General features: G+C 43.7%; 20 protein-coding genes. 9 read left to right on the top strand and 11 right to left on the bottom strand.

Annotation, left to right across the window (positions count from 1 at the left end):
- Positions 1–154: 154 nt before the first annotated feature.
- From PQ469_RS11945 to PQ469_RS11910, 8 genes are all read right to left on the bottom strand, one after another.
- Entirely contained in the window at positions 155–1,048 is an 894-nt protein-coding gene (locus tag PQ469_RS11945; RefSeq protein WP_274213162.1) for a glycoside hydrolase family 16 protein, read from the bottom strand.
- A 480-nt stretch (positions 1,049–1,528) separates the two neighbouring features.
- Positions 1,529–2,860, bottom strand: a complete 1,332-nt coding sequence (locus PQ469_RS11940) for a TldD/PmbA family protein (RefSeq protein WP_274213161.1) — start codon at positions 2,858–2,860, stop codon at positions 1,529–1,531.
- Positions 2,861–2,867: 7 nt separating this feature from the next.
- On the bottom strand, positions 2,868–4,505 hold the full coding sequence (locus PQ469_RS11935; RefSeq protein ID WP_274213160.1) for a TldD/PmbA family protein: 1,638 nt from the start codon (positions 4,503–4,505) through the stop codon (positions 2,868–2,870).
- A 31-nt stretch (positions 4,506–4,536) separates the two neighbouring features.
- Positions 4,537–6,321, bottom strand: coding sequence for a Rossmann-fold NAD(P)-binding domain-containing protein (locus tag PQ469_RS11930; RefSeq protein WP_274213159.1), 1,785 nt, complete (start codon positions 6,319–6,321; stop codon positions 4,537–4,539).
- Between the two features lie 6 nt (positions 6,322–6,327).
- The gene (locus tag PQ469_RS11925; protein ID WP_274213158.1) at positions 6,328–8,454 is read right to left on the bottom strand and encodes a DUF4175 family protein; all 2,127 of its coding nucleotides are present in this window, start codon (positions 8,452–8,454) and stop codon (positions 6,328–6,330) included.
- A complete protein-coding gene (locus PQ469_RS11920) occupies positions 8,451–9,965 on the bottom strand; it encodes a BatA domain-containing protein (protein ID WP_274213157.1) in 1,515 nt (504 codons plus the stop codon). The genes PQ469_RS11925 and PQ469_RS11920 overlap by 4 nt, the downstream gene beginning before the upstream one ends.
- 69 nt (positions 9,966–10,034) lie before the next feature.
- Positions 10,035–10,910 carry a DUF58 domain-containing protein gene (locus PQ469_RS11915; RefSeq protein WP_274213156.1) on the bottom strand — a complete coding sequence of 292 codons (876 nt, stop codon included), beginning with the start codon at positions 10,908–10,910 and terminating at the stop codon, positions 10,035–10,037.
- A gap of 148 nt (positions 10,911–11,058) precedes the next feature.
- Positions 11,059–12,057: an AAA family ATPase gene (locus PQ469_RS11910; protein ID WP_274213155.1), complete on the bottom strand. Its 999-nt coding sequence runs from the start codon at positions 12,055–12,057 to the stop codon at positions 11,059–11,061.
- A gap of 162 nt (positions 12,058–12,219) precedes the next feature.
- On the opposite strand from PQ469_RS11910, the gene PQ469_RS11905 reads away from it, so the two are divergent.
- From PQ469_RS11905 to PQ469_RS11885, 5 genes are all read left to right on the top strand, one after another.
- On the top strand, positions 12,220–12,846 hold the full coding sequence (locus PQ469_RS11905) for a DUF4159 domain-containing protein (protein ID WP_147060103.1): 627 nt from the start codon (positions 12,220–12,222) through the stop codon (positions 12,844–12,846).
- Positions 12,847–12,908: 62 nt separating this feature from the next.
- Complete coding sequence (locus PQ469_RS11900; protein ID WP_090650962.1) at positions 12,909–13,529, top strand: RDD family protein; 621 nt, start codon at positions 12,909–12,911, stop codon at positions 13,527–13,529.
- Positions 13,530–13,619: 90 nt separating this feature from the next.
- Positions 13,620–15,254 (top strand): TldD/PmbA family protein, encoded by a 1,635-nt coding sequence (locus PQ469_RS11895; RefSeq protein ID WP_147060099.1) that lies wholly within the window; start codon positions 13,620–13,622, stop codon positions 15,252–15,254.
- Between the two features lie 3 nt (positions 15,255–15,257).
- Positions 15,258–16,595, top strand: coding sequence for a TldD/PmbA family protein (locus PQ469_RS11890; RefSeq protein ID WP_274213154.1), 1,338 nt, complete (start codon positions 15,258–15,260; stop codon positions 16,593–16,595).
- A gap of 199 nt (positions 16,596–16,794) precedes the next feature.
- Positions 16,795–17,703 (top strand): RpnC/YadD family protein, encoded by a 909-nt coding sequence (locus PQ469_RS11885; RefSeq protein ID WP_274213153.1) that lies wholly within the window; start codon positions 16,795–16,797, stop codon positions 17,701–17,703.
- An 85-nt stretch (positions 17,704–17,788) separates the two neighbouring features.
- Here PQ469_RS11885 and PQ469_RS11880 read toward each other — a convergent pair whose 3' ends face one another.
- Both PQ469_RS11880 and PQ469_RS11875 read right to left on the bottom strand, forming a co-directional pair.
- A complete protein-coding gene (locus PQ469_RS11880) occupies positions 17,789–17,977 on the bottom strand; it encodes a hypothetical protein (protein ID WP_274213152.1) in 189 nt (62 codons plus the stop codon).
- Positions 17,978–18,031: 54 nt separating this feature from the next.
- The gene (locus PQ469_RS11875; RefSeq protein WP_274213151.1) at positions 18,032–19,003 is read right to left on the bottom strand and encodes a hypothetical protein; all 972 of its coding nucleotides are present in this window, start codon (positions 19,001–19,003) and stop codon (positions 18,032–18,034) included.
- A gap of 490 nt (positions 19,004–19,493) precedes the next feature.
- On the opposite strand from PQ469_RS11875, the gene PQ469_RS11870 reads away from it, so the two are divergent.
- The 4 genes from PQ469_RS11870 to PQ469_RS11855 all read left to right on the top strand — a co-directional run bounded on the left by PQ469_RS11870 (position 19,494) and on the right by PQ469_RS11855 (position 22,961).
- Positions 19,494–20,516, top strand: a complete 1,023-nt coding sequence (locus tag PQ469_RS11870) for an SDR family NAD(P)-dependent oxidoreductase (RefSeq protein WP_274213150.1) — start codon at positions 19,494–19,496, stop codon at positions 20,514–20,516.
- 32 nt (positions 20,517–20,548) lie between these two features.
- Positions 20,549–21,379, top strand: a complete 831-nt coding sequence (locus tag PQ469_RS11865; protein ID WP_090645939.1) for a helix-turn-helix domain-containing protein — start codon at positions 20,549–20,551, stop codon at positions 21,377–21,379.
- Positions 21,380–21,709: 330 nt separating this feature from the next.
- Entirely contained in the window at positions 21,710–22,420 is a 711-nt protein-coding gene (locus PQ469_RS11860; protein ID WP_274213149.1) for an SDR family NAD(P)-dependent oxidoreductase, read from the top strand.
- 202 nt (positions 22,421–22,622) lie between these two features.
- Entirely contained in the window at positions 22,623–22,961 is a 339-nt protein-coding gene (locus PQ469_RS11855) for a zinc ribbon domain-containing protein YjdM (RefSeq protein ID WP_274213148.1), read from the top strand.
- 146 nt (positions 22,962–23,107) lie between these two features.
- On the opposite strand, the gene PQ469_RS11850 is transcribed toward PQ469_RS11855, so the two are convergent.
- On the bottom strand, positions 23,108–25,114 hold the full coding sequence (locus tag PQ469_RS11850; RefSeq protein WP_274213147.1) for a fibronectin type III domain-containing protein: 2,007 nt from the start codon (positions 25,112–25,114) through the stop codon (positions 23,108–23,110).
- Position 25,115 lies beyond the last annotated feature (1 nt).

Raw genomic sequence — 25,115 nt, 5'->3', positions numbered from 1 at the left:
CCTTTATACGTAAAACAAACAAAATGGTTTGGTACTTCGTAAAATTTTCTGCTTAAATTTTCATTTTTATCGCCTAATTGTCTTTTTAATTAAAAATAGCAAAAAAAGCGACTACCGAGGCCTGTTCCAAATTCAAGAAACACTTTGTTTAAAATTATTTTTTTTGAGTTACCTTAACCCAATCAACCAGCATTTTTGCTTTGTTTTTCTTAATAAGATCTACTGTTGATGCCGGCATACCATTGTAAGGCAAAGTTACGCCGTTTATTTTTACCGGGTAAGCACCGCCAAGGGCGTAATTCAGGATGAGGTATTTTTTGTTATCAAACGCCCACTTCCCGTAATGCCCGGTCATATTTTTATTTAACCTGAACATAAGTTTACCATCGTATTTAAAATAAAGGGCATCCGGCGTCCATTCTACGGCGTAAATGTGCCATTGGGTAACATTATTGCCTGCACTAAAATACTGGCGGTTTACAAATGGTGTTTCGCCGCTGTAGCCAGGGCCATGCACGGCGGCACTGGCCCAATCCTTTTCGCCTACGTATTCCATAATGTCAATTTCGCCACAGGCGGGCCAAAGGCCGTTACCTAACAACCACCAGGCGGGCCAAAGGCCGGCACCTTCAGTTAGTTTAATCCTGGCCTCGGCTTTTCCGTAGGCAAATTCAAATTTATTTTGGGTATTTATCCTGCCTGATATGAAATCAAAAGTTTGCCCGTCTTTTGTTTTAAAACCAGGTATCCACTGTGGCCTTATTACTAAGGCACCCTTTTTTGCACCCTCTGCCGCTGCACCACTAACCAAAAACACAGTCGAACCCGTATCAACATAAGCCTGCAGTTCATTGTTCACATGCATACCGGTTACTTCGGCATTCCATTTATTGCGATTGAGTTTTTTGCCCTCGAAGTCATCAAAAAAAATGACCGTCTCTTCAGTTTTTGCTGCTGCTTTTTTCTTCTGACCCAAGCAAATGGTAGATACAGCAAGCGCACAACAAAAGAAAACCATAAAGCCATAATTACACTTTTTACATTTCATGTTTAATCATAATTGACAGGTGATATTGGCTTTGCCGGCGATAAAGCTAATCACTATTAGTTACCAGCCGTTGCTCCAGGCAAATGTAATGATTGGCAATTGCTTATTCATAAAATCCGATATACTCAATTTTGAATAGCGTGTAGCTAAATGGCAGATTAACAGCGCCGACAAACCACGGGGCGGTGCCTTTTAATTAAAGAATTGCTGACCGCTACAGAAAATAATTTATTTGAAGCTTTGTCTGAAATTCAACCAAAGACTTTGAAATTTAGAGCGCTCAAATTTTTAATATGAGTGCGGCTTGACTCTCTTTAACAACGAATAAATGTAAATAGCAAATGTTAATTACAGACAGGTTCCATCCGCATGCCTTCTATTCAGTTTCGGGGGAGCAAGAATAGCCAATATGTGGCAGTATTAATATCGACAAAGGAGCAACTTTTAGCCGCTCCTTTGTTGATGTAATCATCCGGGGTATTAAACCGCATCTGATAGTGAACTAAACGTAAAGTCCCTGACCTTCAACGTAGGAATCAGGTAACTACGGTAGCTTTCTACACTGATGCTCCGCTCCTGCTTGCCCAATGCTTCCAGGTTGTTTAGCATAATAACCGGGCTCTCGTTAAACCTGAAGTTTTTAACCGGGAACTTGATTTTGCCATTCTCTATATAAAACGTACCATCGCGGGTTAGGCCTGTTAACAACAGCGATTGCGGATCGACCATGCGGATATACCACAGGCGTGATACCAGGATACCTCGTTCGGTGCTTTTAATGAGGTCTTCCAGGCTGGCATCGCCGCCATCCATAATGATATTGCCAGGCCCGGGCAAAGGCTTAACACCTTTTTTATCAGCCCAGTAGCGGCTATAACTTAAGTTTTTAACTACGCCTTTTTCAATCCAGCTGGTTTTTTCGCGCGGCAAGCCTTCGCCGCTCCATGTGGTTGATGGAAGGTCGGGATTAAAGGGATCAGAGTAGATATTTACTTTTGGGTCCATTAATTGTTCACCCAGGCGGGTGCCCCCACCCTTTTTGCTCAAAAAGCTACGGCCTTCCTCCGCGCTCCGGGCATCAAAACGGAACATGTTTTCCAATAGGTAGGTAGCCGCAACGGGTTCCAATATCACAGTATATTTACCTGGCTCTATGGCTTTTGCACCTGACGAGCTTAAACATTTACCCGCGGCGTATTTGGTTGCCGAAAAAGTATCCATCTTACTTACATCGGTAAATCCCCTGGCCGCATAGCCAGATGCTGTGCCTTCCTGGTTACGTGTAGTAACCGAGAAAGTAACATCGCTACCTTTGTTATAAGCAAACAAGCCTTTAGAATTCATAACGGCGTTAAAACTGGTAGAATTCTCGAGGAACCCGGCTGCTGTCAATTTTGCTTCCTTAGTAACCGATAAGCTCTTGGCCACCATTTCTGCGCGGGTATCCGGCGTTATGGCTGCAGTGTTGGCGTTAAAGGTGATGGCCTCTGCAAAAGTTTGCGGACCTAACATCGGCATATACTCGGGATTGGCCGGTGCTAACTGCGCCAGCTCCTCCGACCGGCGTACCACCCTTTCAAGGGCGGCATCGTCAAATTCATCAATGGTGGCGGTACCGGCTTTTTTGCCAAATACCGATGTTACGGCCAATCCAATAGTACTGATATCGCCGGCTGTTGAAACCGCGTTTAAAGCAGTGCGGATATTACCGCCTTCGCTGCCGTTTAAACTTACCTCACATTCCTCGGCTTTTGAATAGGCAAGTACCTTTTTTAGTAAAGCCTGGGCTTCTTCTTTATTTAATATAGGCATAATTCAGTTATCCGATTTTTCTTTTAGTGTTGATTACATTCACTCCCTTAAATAATGCGGTTGATGACCCGTGCGATACCGCGCTTGACTGGCCCGGCTGGCCTTTACCGTCATTAAAGGCCCCGCCTAAACGGTAGTCGCGCTCATCGCAAACCTGGCTACAGGAATTCCAGAACTCCTGTGTATTGGCCTGGTAGGCAACATCGTTAAGCATCCCGGCTATTTTGCCATTTTTAATCTCATAAAACAGCTGCCCGCCAAACTGGAAGTTATAGCGCTGCTGATCGATAGAGAATGAGCCATCGCCAATAATGTAAACACCTTTCTCGACGTTTTTAATCATCTCATCAACACTCAATGGGGTTTTGCCCGGTTGCAAAGATATATTTGGCATACGCTGGAATTGTACGTCCTGCCAGCTTTGCGAGTAACAGCAGCCTTGCGACTCAGTAAGCCCGATGATATGTGCCTGGTCGCGGATGGCCTGGTAGTTAACTAAGGTGCCCTCTTTTATGATATCCCATTTTTTACACTTAACACCCTCATCATCATAACCTACAGCGCCTAATGAACCCACCTGGGTTTTATCGGCCACAATATTTACGGCTTTGCTGCCAAAGTTAAACTTGCCCGATTTCCATTTGTCCAATGTAAGGAAGCTGGTACCGGCAAAGTTAGCCTCGTAGCCCAATACGCGGTCAAGCTCGGTAGGGTGGCCAACAGATTCGTGAATGGTTAACCATAAATGCGAAGGATCAAGCACCAGGTCATATTTGCCCGGCTCAACCGATTTTGCTTTTATTTTATCGGCAGCCTGCTGGGTAGCAAACTTCATATCTTCAATCATGTCATAACGTTTTTTGTAGCGGGTAGTTATACCAGCCACTTTCTCGCTATCCAGCGGATCAAGATACTCGTATCCCATACCAACCGGCGAGCTTAATGACCTGCGGGTTTCAAATGAACCGGCTGCAGGATCAATTTTGGTCACCGTAAAACTTGGGAATAAGCGATGTACATCCTGATCGATATACGAACCATCGGTTGATGCAAAGTATTTTTGCTCGTTTACGGCAAACATTATCGAGTTTACAAAGTTGGCCCCGCCTGCCATGGCCACGCCGTTGGCGTTAAGCAACAGGTCAACCTTTTCTTTGATAGGCACTTCAAAAGCATTTTTGGTAAGCGGTGTTTTCCAGCTTACTTCGCCATAACCTTTTTGGGGAGCAAGCTCTACGGGCGCACCTCCAATTTTGGCATTGGCTTTGGCGACTGCAACTGCTTTCAGGGCCGTTTTAGCCATGCCCTCTTTAGTTACATCGTTGGTTGCTGCAAATCCCCAGCAACCATTAGCTATAACCCTGATACCGATACCGTACGATTCGGTATTAGCCACATTAAGTACCTTGTTTTCGCGGGTAACCACAAACTGGTTAAGGTAGCGGCCAATCCTAACATCGGCATAAGTAGCACCGTTTGATTTGGCTGCGTTTAAAGCCACGTCAGCCAACTCTTTTTTGATCTTTACATCAACGCCTTCCAGCGCCTTTACCGGATCGATTGTTTTACCGAGGGCATTCATACCGGGCAGCATCAAAGCGCCGGCACCCATACCCGTTAAATAGATAAAGTCACGTCTTCTCAAAGTATATTTCCTCCTTTTATTACTTATATAACTACCGAAACCTGGCCTCTAACCATAAAAAAGCACACGCCATCAGCAGCAAAACATAAAAATATATTTTACTTACAGCAATCGTGGCTTTTTCATGTATCTGTTTCGTTACATTGCTATTAATCGCGTTGTTGGCGATGTAGGCTTTGGTGTCGGCCTGCTTTTTTAGCGCCCTTATATTTTTCCAGTCATCGTAACTATAAACATAAAACCAGTTTAAAGCCCCGTTATTTTGTTTTACAGATTGCCAGCCAACCGTCTTTGGCCAATAGTTAACCGTCCATTGAAAAGGGAGCTTGCTATTTTGTATTGGGGAGATAACCGTGCTGTCAATTTGTATTAAAGGCGGCGCTACCGCACTCTCCAGCTGCAATTCAACCGGATTTGATAATGTTGGTATAACCGATTTTATTGTCCATGATTCTAGTGTGGCAACCTTTCGTGCTGCCTTGGTAATCAATAGCGACCATAAAGATGAATAGTCGGCTTTATCGCCGCCCAATATCCAACTGAAAGTATTATTCAGGGGTGTGAATACCAATTTGCCGGCACCGGCCAATGCATTGGCTGCTAAAACATGTCCATGCTCGTCACTAATCAATGATTGGGTATTGGCCTGGTTTGCCAGGTAAACCATTCCGGCATTCAATTTGGCTGTATTACCGGTTTTGCCTTGTATGTTGAGCGATATCGGTGCGGGATCTTTCACCGCCAGCCGGTCGGCAGGGAAATCACGTTGTAGCCACGAATTTGATCTTAAGCTACTATCAGCCCGGACAACTACCCCCAGGCCTTTTTGGGTTACTTCCTGTTGTAAGGCGGCAGCCTCGGCCCCGTTTAGTGTTTTCAAAACGGAGAGGTCGGCAATTAACACATCAAACTTGCCAAAAACCGACGCCGATAAATGATCAAGCGGAAATTGATCCAGGTTGATGAACTCTTTGTTGAATTTATCTTTACTGATTACCGAGCGGACAGCCACCGCGTATCCGTTTTCGGAAAGCCAGTTCTTTAAAAACCGGCTCTCAAAATCGGGCGATGCAGTTAGCATTAAAACATTCAAAGGTTTAGCCGGGTCAATTTGTACGGGGATATTTTGGTTTTCGAGGGTATCCATCCCGGCTATGGACAATAGCTTATAAACGTTTTTACCTTGATTTTTTGGCGTGTTCCTTAAATTAAACGGCACCGCCTCGCTTGGTGCAATGATTACCGAATCCAACCCTGTACTTAAACCTTTCAGTACCAGTTTTATTTTTCCGGGCAAGCTGTTTTTATAAGTTCCGGCAACGTTAATCTCGTCTCCTGCTTTTAGATGTTCATTCCAACTAACTGCAGTTATTCCTTGTTTAAAAGCCGCAGGACGGAATATTACCGGTACATGATCCAGTCGCTGTAGTTCTTCCTTGTCCAAACCATCACCCAGGATCCGTATTTGTGTAATTGTCGAATCTGCTTTCAGATCTGCTAAATCATAGATCAGGATCGCTTTTGGAATCTTTTTGCTGATTGTGTTATTCAGGGTGAATATTTTTTCCGTATTATACTTGCTCACACTTTCAGCACTAAATCCTTCGGTTAATAATAGCGCTTCCCTTTTGTCCTGCTTATTTACATCAACCTGGTAAGTTAAAGGCAAAGCAATACATGCTAAGGCAATTACGGCCGTTATAGTTGTAAGCAGCCGTAAAACCAAACGCGATTGATTGGCCCGAACGTACTCTTTCCAAATCGCGAAAGCAGCAATTAAAATGCAAATGACGATAACAAGGGTGTTCCAATTCATTTGTATTTAACGGTTTAAGCGGTTAAGGTTTTTATAATACTGCTGCGATAAACCTAAATCTGCGGGGTTTTGCGCTGCAACCGGCATTTTATCAGCTGGAATCAGTGTTTTTTGAATAGCCCGTTCTACCAACGAGATATCGCCCGGCCTAATTTTATCTGGGTTCGATAATATCCGGCGCATAGCACTTAAAGCCGGCAAGTAAGCACCCGGTTGAGCAGATGCCTTTGAGCTAAGCTGCTGGTTGGCTAAAGCAAGCACATGTTCATCTGCATCGCTCATTTTTGGCGCAACCTTAAGCTCCGCTAAAACCTGCACCGCCTTTTTTAAATTTTCATATTGATCGGTACCGGGTTTAACATCCGATTTATTGATGGGTTGATTGATCTTCGACAAATCGCCGCTTAAACGTTTCTCTAACTTTAACGCAGGTGGATTATACGACGTTTTAGCTACATACATCCTTGATTTTTGCTGCAAATCTTTTAACAATCGCAGTGCCTTATACTCAAATGGCAATGCGTCTTGTGGTTTGTAAAGCCTTAATTGCAATTCGGCCTTCCACATTTCTGTAAGCGTAGCTTTAAGTTGCTTTTTTAGTTCGGGGTCAAAAAACTGGGCATCCTCGGCATTATCATGTTTATCAGTGTATTTATCCAATACAACCGCCGCATTGCCGTAATTTTTGATATCCCCAACAGGATCATCTTTCACATCCGCAGGATTAATGTCCGATTCTGACTCCTCGCCCAAAAACTTACCATAGCGCAGCCGGAGCAGCTTTTGATCAACACCCAGGTCGTTGCTCCGGTTGTTAAACTTAACCGTTGTGATGCTGTCTTTATCCTTCAGCAATTTTTCGGTATCAAGGATAATCTGCCTTTCACTACGGAAAAATTCCGGCTTTTGGTTAACCCCGCTCAGCATACCATCCATATTTAACAATTGGGCGGTATCCTGTATAGATACCGTATAAACATCCGTGCGGCTTTGCTGCTGGTGGGTATCGGTAGCCTGTATGTAAAAGTAAAGTTCATCGCCAGGCTCCATGTTTAAAGCAGGCAGACTAATTAATTTTTGCAGGCTATACTGTGGCAGGTGCGAACTGAAAGCAGTAGAAAAATCGATTTTATACTCTTTGAATTTTACGGCCTCGCCGCTTCCCTTAGCTACTGTCGCGAAAACAAGCGCGCTTGCTACTCCATAATCATCATTAACGGTTGCGTCAATATTTATCCTTTGCGCCTCGCCCGCATCAATATAGGTGTATTGCTTGGGCGATTTGATATGAATAACCGGCGGCTGGTCTACAATTACCTGTACCTGGTATAAGTCCGAAAGTTTGCCGTCTACATTAACCTGGTAAAAACCAGGCTTGTTAATCAGTTTTTGAATTTGCCAGGCGGTTTTATCGGGGTTTATATTTTTAAGGTTGATAGTTTCTTTATCGTTAAACAGCAATGCCACCTGTTTAACAGCAATATTGGTGGCGATTTTCCAGCTCACAGTCGCGCCATCCTCTACATTTAAAGTAAACTTATCCTGGCTACGAGGCTGTTTACCTGTGTAAGCCGGCGGATGTACTATAACGTCAATCGAGGATATTTGAGGCAATACCTTTTCTGCAAGGGCATTATTTTCAGTTGATAAGGCTTTTCCTGTTAAAGATTGATTTGTTGCCGACGGCTTGTTTAGTACCCATGTGAATCCGAATGCAAACAACAGCAACAATAGCGCAAGTTTAGCCCGCTTTAAAAACGAACTGTGCCACTGCGGAACAACCTGCAACTGAGTTTCTACCTTTTGTAACTGCAATGTTTCCAGGAGGTTTAATTCTGATGCAGGTTTTAATACCAAGCCGCTGCTTTCTTCCAGTTCGGGATATTGTTGATCAAGGAAATTAGCTATTAAAACGTCGCTGGTTTTCCAGGCCTGATGAATGACCAGAAAAATTACCAGGCATAATACAAATAACGGTAATGCCCAAAGCACCGGCACCTTAAATAAATACCTTAACAAAGCAATTGAAAGCAGCGATATAGCGGCGGCAAAAAGCACATCGGCAAGCAGCTGGTAACTGATATACCACCTGCGTATCGCGTTTATTTTCTTTATCCCTGTAGGTTCAATCATTTTAATACAGGCTTATTTTTATGGGCAACCCATCTTTCGACAATGAACACGGCAATCAGCATCAACCAGAAATAGCGCGACAGATCTGTTTGCACAATTATTTTACTATTATCTATCTTTTTTGCCGACCAAATTATATTTGGCATCATTTGCCGGTGGTCAATTTTAGTTAAATCATGACTGTTTAATACTTCATAATCAGGATGATATAAAACCAGTTTCAATAATAACTTCGGGAATTTATTACTCCAAACCAGGTCATTCCAGGCCGGATTGAAACGGGAATAAAAGTGGTACTGTATAGTTTGCGGGCCGTGCTCCTGCGTTAAAACAGGGTTGCCATAGTCATCAACCCAAATAGGTTTACCGCCCGAAACTTTATTTTTAACCAGTTTATAAATTGCTGCCGGGTCTTCCTCGTCGGCCAACGCAAAAGCGCTGCTGGTTTTTATTGACGATGATTCCAATTCGATCTTCCCCTGCTGGTAGTTAAATATATGTGCAGATTTAACCAGCGCACTGGCATCAACGGGTTTGTCGGACAGCCAAAATAACCAGTCCTGTTTTATTGGTATTTGCGCCGCATCAGCATATTTTTTGACTACAACCTTACGTTGGGTAAAATCGATAATTGTCTGTAAGGCAGCAACTAAATACTTTTCATCAACACTGTATTTATCGCTATAGATAGCCACCCGTAAAGCACCCGTATCAATCGGCGTGTGTTTTTCGGGGGCCGTTTTCAAACTGACAACCGGGCTACCATGGTTAACATCTACCACAAATGGCGATTTTGGATCGCCTTCGGATTGAATAATATAGCTGGTAAAATAAGTACCCGATGGCCGGCAATTGCCTTCAATGACTTTAATTGAATTATTAGTGGTAAACCATGCACTTTCAATCCAGGTGCTTACAGAGTCAGCGGGGGTATATGTTAACCAATGCAGGTTGAGCGATACAGATGGTTTGCTGCCGTTAAAGTACTTTGCCTGGTTTGGTGTGAGTAAATAAACCGAGAGAGCTGGCGGTAGCTTTTCGTTTAATTTTGCCACCAGGCTCCAGTAATTTTTTACATCAGGTTTATCTTTTAATAAACTATCATTCAGTGTTTTATTTAGTTCAAACTTCTTAAAATTTTCATCAAAAAAATGAAACTCGTAACCAGCTTTAGACAGAGAATCTACAGTAAATTTTAAATTTTTGTAGGTCTCTTTCAGGTTGGCTTTAGGGATAAGCACCCACCCTTTTGTTTTGGCTGTGGCCTGGCTGCGCTGCCAAAAGGGAGCCGCCAATAAAAAAGCAAGCGTCGATAAAAACAGGCACCGTAAAATAAATAGCAACACGTCGTTCAGCTTAAAACTCCGGCTGCTTTTTTGCGCTGCCGCGGTTATCAGGGCGATGCTGCCAACCTTTAGGGTTTTGCCCGGCCTGATATTCCATAGGTGTATAACTACCGGGATACTTATCGCGGCAATGGCAAACAACCATATGGGGTTTAAAAACTGCACCTTTTGTTAATTATTGAATTAATGAGTTATTGAATTATTGATTTAAGAATGAATAAAGTAAACAGTTTGTTAAAATTTGCTTTTATTCCGTTGTGTTAAAAAATCGCGTAAGGCTTCATCCAGCGGCTGGGCAGTGCTGAGCATCCTGTAGTAGATATGCTTGCCCAGTAATTGCATCCTGATAGCCTCTAAATGGCTTTTTAGCTTTTGCTGGTACTCGACTGCCTGTTGGGTATTTATTTCGATGGTCTCCCCGGTTTCCAGGTCTTCTAATGAAGCATATCCGCCAAAGTCAAAATCAAGCTCGTTTTTACCCATCAGGTGGAATACCACCACTTCATGCTTTAAAGCTGTTAGTGAATCGAGTAGTTTATTTATCTCGCCATCAGCCTGGTACATATCGGTAACAAATACCAGCAGCTCCTTACGTCCGTCGCCGGCAAACAGCTCCCTGTAATGCACAGGCTGCGTAAACCTGCCGTTGGGTTTAACTTGCTGCAGGTGATAAAACAACCGCTGCAAATGCTGCGGATCGGGTTTGGATGCTAACGAAAACAAACCTCCATCCTGGAAAACATACAACCCTACGGAATCGCCCTGCAAATTGGATAGCCAGGCCAGCGATGCCACCAGGAAGCGGGCATAGTCTATCTTTTTAATTCCATTATCGTCATGATCCATAGAAGCGCTGGCATCAACCAAAAACTTTACCGAAATGCTGGTTTCCACCTCCGATTCGCGGATATAGTACCGGTCGCTCCTGGCAAACATATGCCAGTCCAGCCAGCGCAGGTCATCGCCGGGCTGATAGCTGCGGTACTGGCTAAACTCAAGCCCGGGTCCCTTCACCTTGCTTTTGTTAAACCCATTCATAAAGCCATCAATAACCGTTTTCGCCAGCAATGGCAAATCCTTAATGGTCATTAATACTTTTGGATCAAGCATTTTAATTTCGGATTTGGGATGTTCGATATCGGATTTATTTTTTTCTGAACTCGGATTAAGCAGATTAATGGATTGACAGGAATAACAGAATTTAAGTGTTGAAGCAAATCAAAATCCAAAAAATCTGATAAATCTGTTTAATCCCGGTTCAGACAATGGCTTTACTTCTCTCTACCACCCTCACTAACTCCGCCGTCACTTTATCTGATGTAATACCCTCTGCCTCGGCCTTAAAATTCATCAATATCCTATGCCGTAACACAGCCGGGGCCATAGCGTGGATATCTTCCATTAAAACGGAGTAACGTCCTTTTAATAAAGCGCGTGCTTTGGCAGTTAAAATTAAAGCCTGCCCTGCCCGCGGGCCTGCACCCCAGCGCACCCATTCTTTTACATAGCTTACAGTGGTGGTATCGGGGCGGGTTGAGCGGATTACCTTGCTCACATATTTTACCAGGTCTTCGCTTATAGTAACCTGCCTTACCAGGGCCTGGGCCTGAATGATCTCTTCGGCGGTTATTACTGCCTTAACATCGGCTTTTTTGGTACCGGTGGTACGGTTCAGTACTTCAAACTCTTCCTGCTCCGTTGGGTATCCAATTTTTATCAGCAATAAAAAGCGATCTAACTGGGCTTCAGGCAATGGGTAAGTGCCGGCCTGTTCAATAGGATTTTGGGTAGCAAGGATAAAAAATGGTTTATCTAACGGGTATGTTTGTCCACCATACGTCACCTCAAACTCCTGCATCGCTTCCAGCAATGCCGATTGCGTTTTGGGTGGCGTTCGGTTAATTTCATCGGCCAAAATAATGTTGGCAAACAACGGGCCTTTATTAAATTTAAAAAAACGTTTGCCTGTAGCATGGTCTTCCTCCAGTATCTCGGTGCCTATAATATCCGTAGGCATCAAATCGGGAGTAAACTGGATGCGCCTGAAGGCCAGGTGTAGCGCCTGCGACATAGTTTTTACGATGAGTGTTTTGGCCAGGCCGGGCACGCCTTCCAACAGGCAATGGCCTCCGGCTAAAAATGCTACCAGCAATTCGTCCAATATGGCATCCTGCCCTACTATTACCTTTTGAATTTCGCCTTTTAAAGCAGGCAATTTGGCAAGCAGTGCTTTTATATTATTTTCGGTCAGTTCCAACTTAATACGTTTTTAATGTACTCCCCCAATATATCACCCTTTTGATTAATAACCAGTATTTTTTATTAAAAATTAAATAAAGTATCCAAAACTTTACAAGCAATGCAAACAAATGTAGCATCAGCATAAAATATTGTACTACTTTTAAGGTTTTAAAACACGATGGCATTCAGCGGAAAATTTACGTTTACCAGGTTAAGTTATCACTCCGGCGATTGGGATACCGATCAGCGCATGCCATCAAACCTGCTTAATTCCCTGCTGGAGTATACCACCATCCCCATCGATCAGCAGGAAAAAGTGATCCCCCTGAGCAGCGACGATATTTTCTTATATCCATTTTGCTACCTGAGCGGCCACAAGCTTGTGCAGTTTGACACCAAAGAACGGGCGAATTTTAAAAAGTATGCAGAAAACGGTGGTTTTATTTTTGTGGATGACTGCAACCATGACATCGACGGACTTTTTGCCAAATCATTCGAAGCGCAAATGGCTGCTTTATTTGGTCCAACCGCGTTAAAGAAGATCCCCAACAATCATAAAATATACCATTCTTTTTTTTCTTTCGATAAAGGCCCCCCTACCACCAGCTTTGAATTAAATGGCTGGGGAGATGATTTGGTGCACGATTACCTAAAAGCCATCGAAATTAACGGGCGTATAGCCGTATTATATAGCAGCAAGGATTATGGTTGTGAATGGGACTATGATTATAGGAATAAGCGCTTCCTTGCCGAGGATAATACCAAGTTTGGGGTAAATATTATTATGTACGCGCTAAATTATTAACCCCGATAATTTGTTTGTTACCTGGATTTTAATTAATTTCCAAAACCTAAACAGATTGATCAATGATTAATGAATACTACATTTTAAGGCAGGGACAAAATGAAGGCCCGTATACACATACCCAGTTAATGGATATGAATATTAAAGCCGACGATTTCCTATTATCGCCCCTCGCCGAGGGCTTACAACACGCGGCAGATTTACCAGAATTTCAGGAATATTTCGTTTCAAAGGGAATAAATCCACCTAACCGGTACAATGTTGCCAGTTTTTGGTGGCGCCTGTTGGCTTTTGTTATTGATTATGTTATCGTAATATTGATACTGATCATATTTTTCGCGCTGATAAATGTTGCTGGGATATTTACGCACAATTCAATAAATTTAGATTCTCCGGACTCCGATCTTTTATTCCGGGTTATATTTTTCCTGGGCCTTGTTGCCTATAATTCCATTTTTGAGGCAACAAGCATGCAAGGCGGAATAGGCAAATTGATTTGCAAACTAATTGTTGTTGATGAAAGCGGTGAAAGGATAAGCTTTGGAAAAGCCCTATCACGCAATTTTAGCAAATTGTTATCCAGCTTCCTTTGCGGCGCAGGTTTTTTAACGGTTTTTTGGAACCCAATGAAGCAAGGATGGCATGACCAGGTCGCCAAAGCCTATGTAATAAGGAAATCTTAAGATAATCCGTAACAAATCACGCGATCTAACTTCAAACACATAAATATTCAAACTTCACTCATTATATTTAGGACTTAAAACTGACTGACCTTGAAAAGAAAAGATTTCCTTTACCTAACCGGAATGGGCATTAGTGCATCCATGCTTAGCAGGATCCCCGTTTTCGGTTCGCCCGTTTTACCCGGCCATGATATGAGCCCGGTAGATGTGGCCCTTAAAAAACGAATGGCCGACGTGGTTTTAAATGCTGCCCGGTCAAAAGGCGCCACCTATACCGATGTGCGTATAGGCCGCTACCTTAACCAGTTTGTGGTAACCCGCGAAAACAAGGTTGAAAATATAGTTGATACCCAATCGTACGGTATGGGTATCCGCGTTATTGCCAACGGTTGCTGGGGTTTTGCCGCTACAGATAAGCTGGATAATGATAGCATAGCCAAAGCCGCCGAGCTTGCCGTAGCTATCGCCAAAGAAAACGCCCGCATCCAAACCGACCCCGTGCAACTGGTGCCTCAAAAGGGCCATGGCGAAGTAAGCTGGAAAACGCCGATTGAACGCAACGCGTTTGAAGTGCCGATGAAAGAAAAAACAGATTTGCTGCTATCTGTAAATGATGCGGCCATGAAAGGTGGCGCCAATTATGTAAACTCCATCCTGTTTTTAGTAAACGAGCAAAAATACTTTGCATCTACCGATGGTTCATATATCGACCAGGATATCCACCGCATCTGGCCTTTATTCGCGGTTACTAAAATAGATTCTAAAACAGGCAAATTTGAAACGCGCCAGTCGTTAAGCGCCCCGCGCGGAATGGGCTATGAATACATGACCCCACGCGAAAGCGATAAGATAAAAGGTGTAACAACCCTTTATAAAGACAGGTATGATATGCTGGAAGATGCCCGCGCGGCAGCTACCCAGGCCGATCAAAAACTGAAAGCAAAATCTGTTGAAGCGGGCAAATACGATTTGGTTTTAGATCCAAGTCACCTTTGGTTAACCATACACGAATCTGTTGGCCACCCTACCGAGCTTGACCGCGTATTAGGTTACGAAGCGAACTTTGCAGGTACCAGTTTCCTTACCCTGGATAAATGGGAATCAAAAAAATTCAATTTCGGCAGCAAAAATGTAAACATTGTGGCCGATAAAACCCAGGTTGGCTCGCTTGGCGCCGTTGGTTATGATGACGAAGGTGTTGAGGCCAAAAAGTGGGATATTATTAAAGATGGTATTTTGGTTAACTACCAGGCCATCCGCGATCAGGCACATATCATCGGTTTAAAAGAATCGCAGGGCTGCTGTTATTCGCAAAGCTGGCAGGATGTGCAATTCCAGCGCATGGCCAACATATCCTTGCAACCCGGCAAAGTGCCTATGGGCGTAAATGATATGATCAAAAACGTAGAAAAAGGCATTTACATCATTGGCGATAGTTCGTTCTCGATAGATCAGCAACGGTATAACTTCCAGTTTAGCGGCCAGCTGTATTACGAGATCAAAAATGGCAAAATTGTAGGTATGCTGAATGATGTAGCTTACCAGTCAAACACCCAGGAGTTTTGGAACTCCTGCGCCGCAGTTTGCGATGCCAATGATTATCGCTTAGGCGGATCATTTTTTGATGGTAAAGGCCAGCCTATGCAGGCCAGCGCCGTATCTCATGGATCGTCCACAGCATTATTTAAAGGAGTTAACGTAATTAATACAGCAAGAAAAATTTAATATATGGCAATTTTAACAGAAGATGAATGCCGCGCGATATTAAAAAAGGCGCTGGGCTATTCAAAAGCCGATGAATGCGAGATCAACTTTGGCGGATCAGACTCGGGCAATATTAGGTACGCCCGTAATACAGTATCTACCAGTGGTTCGTTAAGCCAAACCAGTATGGTTATTTCATCAGCATTTGGTAAAAAACTGGGGGTGGTAACCACCAACGAATATGATGATGCCTCGGTTGAAAAGGCCGTTCGCTTATCTGAAGAACTGGCACAACTGGCGCCCGAAAACCCGGAGTTTGTATCCTTTTTAGGCCCGCAAACTTACGCACCACGTTCAAAAACCTTTGTGCCCGAAACAGCGACTATTACCCCAGCGCTGCGTACAGATATGGTGGGCAAAAGCCTGGATACAGCAAAAGAAAATAAATTAATAGCAGCAGGCTTTTTGCAAAACAGCGCGGGCTTTAGCTCGATGATGAATTCGCATGGCTTGTTCGCCTACAATACCTCTACAGATGTAAATTTCTCGGTAACCTTACGTTCCGAAGACGGTACAGGTTCGGGATACTCAACCAAGGGTTATAACGATGTGAGTAAACTGGATACACTGGCATTTACCAAAATAGCTGCTCAAAAAGCAACCGGCTCCAAAGGCGCCAAAGCTATTGAACCGGGAAAATACACGGTAATTTTAGAGCCCGCCGCCGGTATTGTATTACTTGAACAATTGTACGGCGGATTGGATGCCCGCAGCGCGGATGAAGGCCGCAGTTTTTTGAGCAAACCAGGAGGCAAAACCAAACTTGGCGAAAAAATGGTTGATGAAAGGGTAAACATTTACTCCGACCCATCGCATCCCGATTTGCCAACCGGCAGTTGGGCCGGCGATGGCCAACCGCAGGTGAAAAGAAGCTGGATTGAAAAAGGAGTAGTTAAAAACTTCACATACTCGCGTTACTGGGCTCAAAAACAAGGCGTGAAACCGATTCCAAATCCCGATGGCATAATTATGGAGGGAGGCAACGCCACTTTAGAAGAATTGATAAAAGGAACTGAAAAAGGAATTTTGGTTACCCGCCTGTGGTATATTCGCCCGGTTGATCCGCAAACGTTATTGTTTACCGGCCTTACCCGTGACGGTACATTTTATATCGAGAATGGACAAATCAAATTCCCGATCAAGAACTTAAGGTTTAACGAAAGCCCGGTTATTATGCTTAATAACCTGGATGCTTTGGGTAAATCCGAACGTACGGTAAGCGGCGAATCGGGCCAAAACGCGCTGATCCCTCCTATGCGGATCCGTGATTTTACTTTTACTTCGCTATCAGACGCGGTGTAGAGATAAGATAGTAGTGAGTGGTTGACTGGGTTTATTAAGTGAGTAGTTTTTGAACACCTAACATCTTTAAGCCTATCAGCTACCCGCTTAATCAACTATCCACCACCGACCAAACCCGGCACTATTAAAGGCCGGGTTTGGTTATTTAGAGGGCTTGTGTTGACGATTTTAACTATACTTAATTTTTGTTTTTACCTAAATGAGAAGAAAAGATGACATCCTTTGGAAAGGGATCCTCGAAGATATTTTTGACGATTTCCTATGCTTTCTTAATCCTGAAGCTGCGGACATCTTCGACTTTAATAGAGGCTTTGAATTCCTGGATAAAGAGCTGGAACAAGTTTTCCCTCCGGATAATGATGAGTACTCGCCAAAGGTGATCGATAAACTGGTGAAAGTATTTACCAAAGCGGGGAAAGAAGAATGGATTTTGGTACATGTGGAAGTGCAGGGCCAGTATCAAAAGAATTTTGCCAGCCGTATGTACACCTACTTTTACCGGATATTGGATAAGTATCAAAAGCCTATAGTAGCCTACGCCATATTTACCGAAGCCAATACCAGAGAAAGGCCAGATCATTTTGCTATAGATTTTATGGGTACCAGCCTGCGCTATACATTTAACACCTACAAAATAGCCAGCCAAAACGATGAAGCGCTAAAGGCCAGCAATAACCCTTTTGCCCTGGTGGTGCTTACAGCAAAGGCTGCATTTGCGGGCAGGGATTTGAAAAACAGCATAGAACGGGATGAGTTGCTATTGAACTTAAAGCTTAACCTAACCAGGTTATTACTGGCCAAACAGATAGCAAAAGAAAAAATAAGGGTACTGATGAATTTTTTGAGATATTACATACGCTTTGAAAACCCGGAGATAAACACTAAATTTGAACAACAGGTAGAAATTTTAACAGAAAGGACTAACACCATGGGTATTGAAGAACTTTTATTAGACAGAGCTGAAAAAAAGGGTGAAAAGAAAGGCGAAAAAAAAGGTGAGAAAAAGGGTAAGAAAGATGTTGCTCGCGAAATGAAAAAAGAAGGTTTCCCTATTGCCCAGATCGAGAAATTCACCGGGCTTTCGGCGGAGGAAATAGAAAAGCTATAAGAAAAACTGCGGTAAACGTGCAAAAAGCTATTGTTATGGCTTGCTGATTAACAGTGATGAAGCCCGGTCTTATTAAATGTCTATTCTATACCTTGACAATTTTATTTTTATAGTCGAAACAAATCAAACCGATTTTCACTCCAATTTTAAGTTCAAGTTGAGTCAAATAATCATAAATAATTGGTTCTGCCTTTAAATGGGTAACAATCATTAATTCTATTGCAAGATTTTGGTCAGGGAAATATTGATACTCAAGCAACTGGCCTACTGCCATCCTTACACTGGTCAAAACATCTGGATAGGTTTTAATTTCGTAAAATATAAAACCTTATGCTGTTTGCCTGACCACATCAACTCTTGTATTATAACCAATTCTGATACATTCTTTACCAATTTTATCTTCAGTATATGTAATTTTCAGGTACTTTATAAATGCTTTCTGAAGGTCGTAATGAACATTTAACAGCTCCCTTAGACCTACTGAGTAATTACGCTTAATAATTGTTGTATTTTCATTATTGTCATTGTCATCATTATCGTCGTCCACCTCTTCAAACCTAAGCCCCCCAACTTTAGGCGGGGTTAAAAATGCAGGCTTATCTCCTGCATCGGGTAAATTATAATGGTTTGATGGTGGTTTTTCATTTTTTGAAAATGGTTGTAATTCAGGAAATAGTTTGACATCTTCCGGCCTAAATCGAATGTTGAATAGATCGTTCGCATCCCAATCCACAAAGCTTTTTACATTCAAATGTTCGGAATTTTCGTCCGTTTTACGTAATTCCTCTAACTGAAGCTGCTGTTCATTCCACCATCGTTTTGCCTTATATTCCTTATAGATTCTATTTGATTCGTTTTTTGAGATCACCTCTACCTCCCGAATTTCTCCTACCCAAAACCATTGCGAAATCCCGCTATTGAAGGTATAGAAGATCAGATCATATTTTTCATTGATATGCTTACCCGTTTTAATGTGTACAGGTTCTATCCGTGCATAATGGTATCCTTCTATAGTCTTTTCAAGATCAAATAGCCATTCTTCCGGGGCAAATCCATTTTCGCGCTCATGGATAAATGCCTGTGACCGTTGAGCCGTTACCGATTTTCCTAAAAACCCTGAAGGTCTCGTCCAACGATAATCGTTCCAGCATATTCTTGCAGATTTTCTAATTCTGTGAGAATTGATATACGCTATCGTATCATTATAAGTGTCAATGGTTTCGGAAATATATGTTTGAGATTCGTCGATCAGCAGATTCCAGTCCGAATCTTTTAGTTCATTTTTATAAACATCCGCCACTCATGAATTCCCCTTTGCCTTTTCAGGCTATCAAAATACTCTTGAAAAGGTAGAAAAAGCTTGTCTGTACCATTCTTTGACAATCTAATTTAATAACCAACGCCATGTCATTTGCATCTACACCGACAGTATAAAACACTTGTTGATGGTAGTTATTTGTGAAATGTAATTTATACCAGGAATAGGCTTTAAATCGCTGGCCTTTTCGGGTATCGGTCATTCCATTGAGTCCGGCCAGAAACCTTAAAACTTCCATCGCCAGCGATCAGATTTGCCCAATGTTTTGATCTGCGCCAAATATTTTCTTTAATATATGCTGCGTAGAAAGGGAATGTAAAAATCTTTAACTTACAAAGTTAAGCACAATGCAAAAAAAATGTATTGACGAAAAGTCAAGATATAATTGACGTTTTGAACAAAGTAATTTGACGCTTTAAACAAAACGTGCTGACGCATAGACAGCTACTTTTGTCTTATAAAAACAGCGAAAATGAAATTAAACGACAATTACAACGGAGCCCTGCAGCAACCCCTTCATTCCGGGTTTGACATTGCCTCCACCGCCCGGGATGTTATCAAAGGAATTGATTTGAATGGTAAAACGGCCATTGTTACCGGTGGCTACGCAGGTATAGGGCTTGAAACGGTGAAAACCCTTGTGGCGGCCGGCGCTAAAGTAATTATACCGGCCCGCGATAGTAATAAGGCCGCAAACAATTTAGCAGGTATGAATAATGTAACCATCGAACAAATGGACCTGATGGATGCTAAATCTATAACGGCCTTTGCCGGGCGGTTCATGGCAGCGAATGATGCCCTTCATATCCTTATCAATAATGCCGGTATTATGTGGGTGCCGCTGCTGCGCGATAAGGATGGGAATGAATCACAATTATCTACCAATCATTTCGGCCATTTTCAGCTTACCGCGGAACTTTGGCCAGCTTTAAAGGAAGCCAATGGCGCGCGCGTGATAAATGTGTCTTCCTTCGGGCATCAGATAGCGCCGTTCAATTTCGAAGACCCCAATTTTATTCATCGCCCGTACGAAACTTTACAGGGTTACGGGCAATCCAAAACGGCCAATAACCTTTTCGCCGTAGAACTTGACTATCGCGGGAAAGAATTTAATGTCAGGGCCTTTTCCGTGCACCCCGGTGCTGTGATCGGTACCGACCTTGCGCGTGTTGCGCCGGTCACTTTATTTCAGCAAATGGGTACCCATGATCAAAATGGAAATCTATTTCCTGATGTAGCGGCCAAACTAAAAAATGTTGCTCAAGGGGCCGCCACATCGGTTTGGTGCGCTACCAGCCCGCAATTGAACGGCATTGGCGGCGTTTATTGTGAGAATTCAGATGTGGCCGAGCTGGATAAAGGAAATATTGAACATCATTATAATGACCCTTCATCCCTGAGAGGGGTGCAGCCCTATTCCGTTGATGCGGAAAACGCGCAAAAGTTGTGGGCATTGACGGAAGAAATGACCGCGGTACTATTTCCAGTTAACTGACATTTTTTTAATTTGTAGATTTACGCTTACGTATGACATTTGAAACCAAATATATTACGGCTGACATTAAGCTTTCGGAATTTAAAGGTAAACTCTTTAAAACCGAAGTGATGTTTGAGCACCATATCCTGGTTTGGTTCTTATCCGGCGAAACAAAGATCATACAAGCTGACGCAACGCAGGTGTTTAATGCCGGTGATATTTTTTTAATACCCCGTAACCAGTTGGCTACTGTTATTAATTATCCAAAGGATGGGCGATCACACGCGGCGGTAGCGATGCACCTGACCCAGGAACGTTTAAAGGATTTTTACGCCAGGCATCAGGCGGTCGGCAGAGCGGAGCCTTTTAAAAAAATCTATAGTTTTTCAAAACATCCCTTGTTGGAAAGCTGCCTGGCATCCCTGATCCCTTATTTTGACTTGGGTGAAAATCTGCCGCCGGATATAGCTGAGCTGAAAATTGAAGAAGCCATTCGAATATTAAGATCGGTGGATAAAAATGTCGACGGTTTACTGGCTGACTTCGAACCGCCTGGTAAAATAAACCTGACGGATTTTATGGAGCGGCATTATATGTTCAATATGACATTGGATAGATTTGCCTACCTGACCGGACGTAGCCTGGCCACTTTCCGTCGGGATTTTAAGAAGTCATTCAATGCCACACCGCAAAACTGGCTCACCAAAAAAAGGCTGGAGCTGGCGCATTACCAGTTATCGGAAAAGCAGCGCAAAGCCAGCGATGTATATATGGAAGCAGGCTTTGAAAACCTGTCGCATTTCTCTTATGCTTTTAAAAATCAGTTTGGTTACTCGCCTAACGCCCTATTGATAAAAAGCGTTCCGCGCGTATACAGGTAAGCCGGGCAGCTTGGCAGGGTTGTTTGTCGCGGCTGGAGATTAATTCACAACCACCCTGCCGCTTCTTCAAACCCTTCACGGGTATCCTGGAGTTGGATTTAGTTGACTTCAAAAACCTATCAGCTACCGCAGGAATTTCCGTTTTTAAACTGGCATGATCTTCCCGCCAGGTGGCAATACAGACCACATTATATTGCGGTTTTTATTGACCTTGCGGAAGACGGGGACCATCTCGCTCTCAAAATAGCTGTAGTAGGTTTAATAAATCCAGAAAAAAGGCATTGGCCTTTTCATCGCAACAAAGATAATTTAGCTTTGTTGTCAAATACAATGGCAAAGATATTTATCACAGGTTCCGCGGATGGTTTGGGCCAGCTGGCGGCCAGGGAATTAGTAAAACAGGGACATGAGGTGGTGCTGCATGCCCGTAATGAAAAAAGAGGGCAAGAGGCGCTGGAAAACTTGCCCGGCGCTATTGATATACTTATAGCAGACTTAGCAGATATGGAGGCCATCAAGACATTGGCCGAAAACGCTAATGCATTGGGAACTTTTGATACAGTCATTCATAACGCAGGCGTTTACCAAACCAGTGCACAACAATTGTTACATGTAAATACGCTGGCACCGTATATATTAACTGCTTTGATGCACAAGCCTGAACGGCTGATTTATTTAAGTTCAGGAATGCATTTATCAGGTCACCCGGAATGGACAGCTAAGCCTTCCTATGCCGATACCAAACTGCATGTGCTCATGTTAGCCAAAGCGTTGGCCAGAAAGTGGCCGGGGTTGAAGGCCAATGCCGTCGATCCGGGCTGGGTACCCACCAGGATGGGCGGTGCAGGTGCACCTGATGACCTGGAACAAGGCTATCAAACGCAGGTTTGGCTGGCTGCAAGCAATGAACCAGGCGCACTGGTCAGCGGGCAATACTTTCACCACCAAAAACAGGCACCTTATAACCGTTCGGCGGATGATGCCGGCAGGCAGGATGAACTGCTGGTCAATTGTGCCCGGTTGACAGGTATTTCCCTTTAACCGGCCTATCACCTATCCGCCCGGGGCAACGTATTTCAAAATAGCCGACAGCGCATGCACATTTACACTTCACTCAAAAGCGTTCGGTATGGTCGGGAGCAGCGTATCCGCCTCCCGGATGGTTTCGTCCTTTGCCAGTTCATCAATAGTAAATATTTGGCTGTTAATCGTTACCTTTGCACATTCAATATATTGAATAGCTATGACTGAACTTGCACCTTGTCCGATCTGCCAATCCCCTTATACTTATGAACAAGAGAGCTTACTCGTTTGTCCGGAATGCGGGCATGAGTGGAGTTCTTCGGGAGAGCCCGCGGTTGAGGAATCCTTTGTAGTAAGAGACAGTAACGGTAATACGCTGCAGGATGGCGATACGGTGGTGACAATTAAAAACCTCCCTGTAAAAGGTACCTCCCAAACTATCAAAGCCGGCACGAAGGTCAAAAACATTCGTTTGGTAGACAGCGATCACAATATCGACTGTAAGATCGAGGGTTTCGGCGCGATGGCGCTAAAATCAGAATTCGTTAAAAAGGCCTGATCACTGCCCCCGTTTTTCTACATTGCACAGGCTGCCCTTAAAAGTACTGTTTTTTTACCACGCCCGCGCCATTAGCATAAACAGCGTGTACGACACACATCGGTTCAAAACTTGTACTACAATGCATCAAAGGTTCCAGGCATATCTTACTTTTGCCGCCTGACCGCTTTTTCCTGCCCGGCTTTACTTTCTGTTTGATCCAGGAGGGCCGTCAGTTTGTACTCATATAATACCCCGGGCACTGCCGTTTTATCAAGGTAAGTGCTGGCATTTTCAACCATAGCTACTTTGCTAAATGTTTTGGATGAGGCCGGCCTGCGGTAAATAACATAATGGTTACCACGGTCGTTCCCCGGCCAGCTGAGCCCTACGCCTTCTGGTTTATTGGTCAGATACAGATCTGATGGCGGGGCAATAAAATCATCGGTCGGTATCATCAATTCCGTAAGCGGCGATAAGAGGCTTTGATTGGCAAAAGCATCAACTGAGCTAATACCATATTCGTAAGTTTTGCCCGGTGTAACAAGCGTATCCCTGAAGAATGGCAGGCGCTCTACTTTTGATATCACCTTAAAAAGAGGCTCTCCTTTCTCCCGCCTGAAAACAATATATCCAATCACGTTATCATAAACAGCGACGGTATTTTCCCACTGAAGATTAACAGCCCTATCGGCCCAGCGGCTTTGTACGCCGGCCGGCGATGCCACATATTGGGCCTTAAGCGGACGGATGCCTACGGGTGCGGATAGATCGCTCATATTTTGCGCCAGGTTCATTACTTGCACAGCGTATATATACTGCGTTGCACCATTGAGATATTTCATCGAGTCGCGATAAACCGTATCACGGATAGGCGGCGAAATGACCCGCATATCCTTTGCAGAGGTGCCGCGAAGTACATAGTAGGCAAAAAGATCGAGTTCGGGGTTTTTATCCCAGCTTAGCACGATAAATCGGGTGCTATCCTGCTTGGCGGTCAGTCCGCCCGGTTTTGATGGTCGTTCCTTTTTTACCTGCATCGAGCCATTTGCAGTAGCGGTAGGCAGCATCTTAAAACCCGGATACGGCACCAGTAAAGGCCGTACCTGGTAATAATATACCATGTTGGGCAGCACTTTCCGGTCCAGGTAGTTAACGGCGTTAGGTGAAAGCGTATCTGCAACCACAAAATCCTTTTGAGCCGATCGGGATTTAAGAATCTGGATACCAGAGTAAACAGCCTGCCTCGGTAACGCGTTCCAACTCAAATAAAGCGCGTTGGTGGTATCTTTTACCTTGAAACCGCTAATAGCAGCAATACTTTTAAATGATTTGGTGAGATGACTGGTTGGATCAGAGCCCGCCCCCCTGTTGCCGGCCATATCATAGGGTTGCATATAATAGGTAAGCAATTCGCCGGGGTTTACCTTTTCAGTAAAATAAACATGCAAACTATCGTCGCGGTTATAAACTATCAAACGTTCGGCAACCACGGTGAAGCGTTTTGAGGTTGACGATTTTTTATATACCGAGGCAAAGACGGCAGGGTTTAACGCCGGAACGGGGATGGACCATGTAAGCTGAACCACGCTATCGGCAACCAAAGCCCTGTTCAATTTAAACCTGGGGAACGGCACCCGTTTTACCGCCGAAACAACTTCGGTATAAATCACCTCTGCTTTCCCGCCGGCGTCAACAGCCGAAATCCGGTACACCGTAACCGGCGAATTACCCTTCACGTCGGTATCTGTCCACATCATCCCAATGCTTTCCAAAAACTCCCTGGAAAGAAAAAAATAGCCTATTTTTTGCACATCACCGCTTTGCAGGATAGCCCAGGCTTCGGCATCGTCCTTCGCTTTTACCTGCATCTTAAACTCATCAGCCAACGATGATCCCGCGCGTTTTTTAAATTCGGAATAGGAAACGGGAAAAGTTACCGTAGCCTGTTTTTTAAAGTTCCCTGTTCCGCTTTGATCTTTACTGACCTCATAGCTTTTATATTTTTTGAAAATATTAAGCGATTTGGAGCCAGCATCGGGCGCGTTCACCATTACAGTTACTTGCTTATCTGATGGTAGCAGGTGGCCGCCCACTACCCCGGTTTGTATTTGCTGGGCACTTAAGCCCATGGCCGCAATTAGTAATGCTATTATTAAATTAAATCTTTTCATC

Origin of the sequence: Mucilaginibacter sp. KACC 22773 (assembly GCF_028736215.1) — a bacterium.
Taxonomy (GTDB): Bacteria; Bacteroidota; Bacteroidia; order Sphingobacteriales; family Sphingobacteriaceae; genus Mucilaginibacter.
Note: the sequence above shows the minus strand (reverse complement) of the source record. Positions and strands in the feature narration are given on the sequence as shown.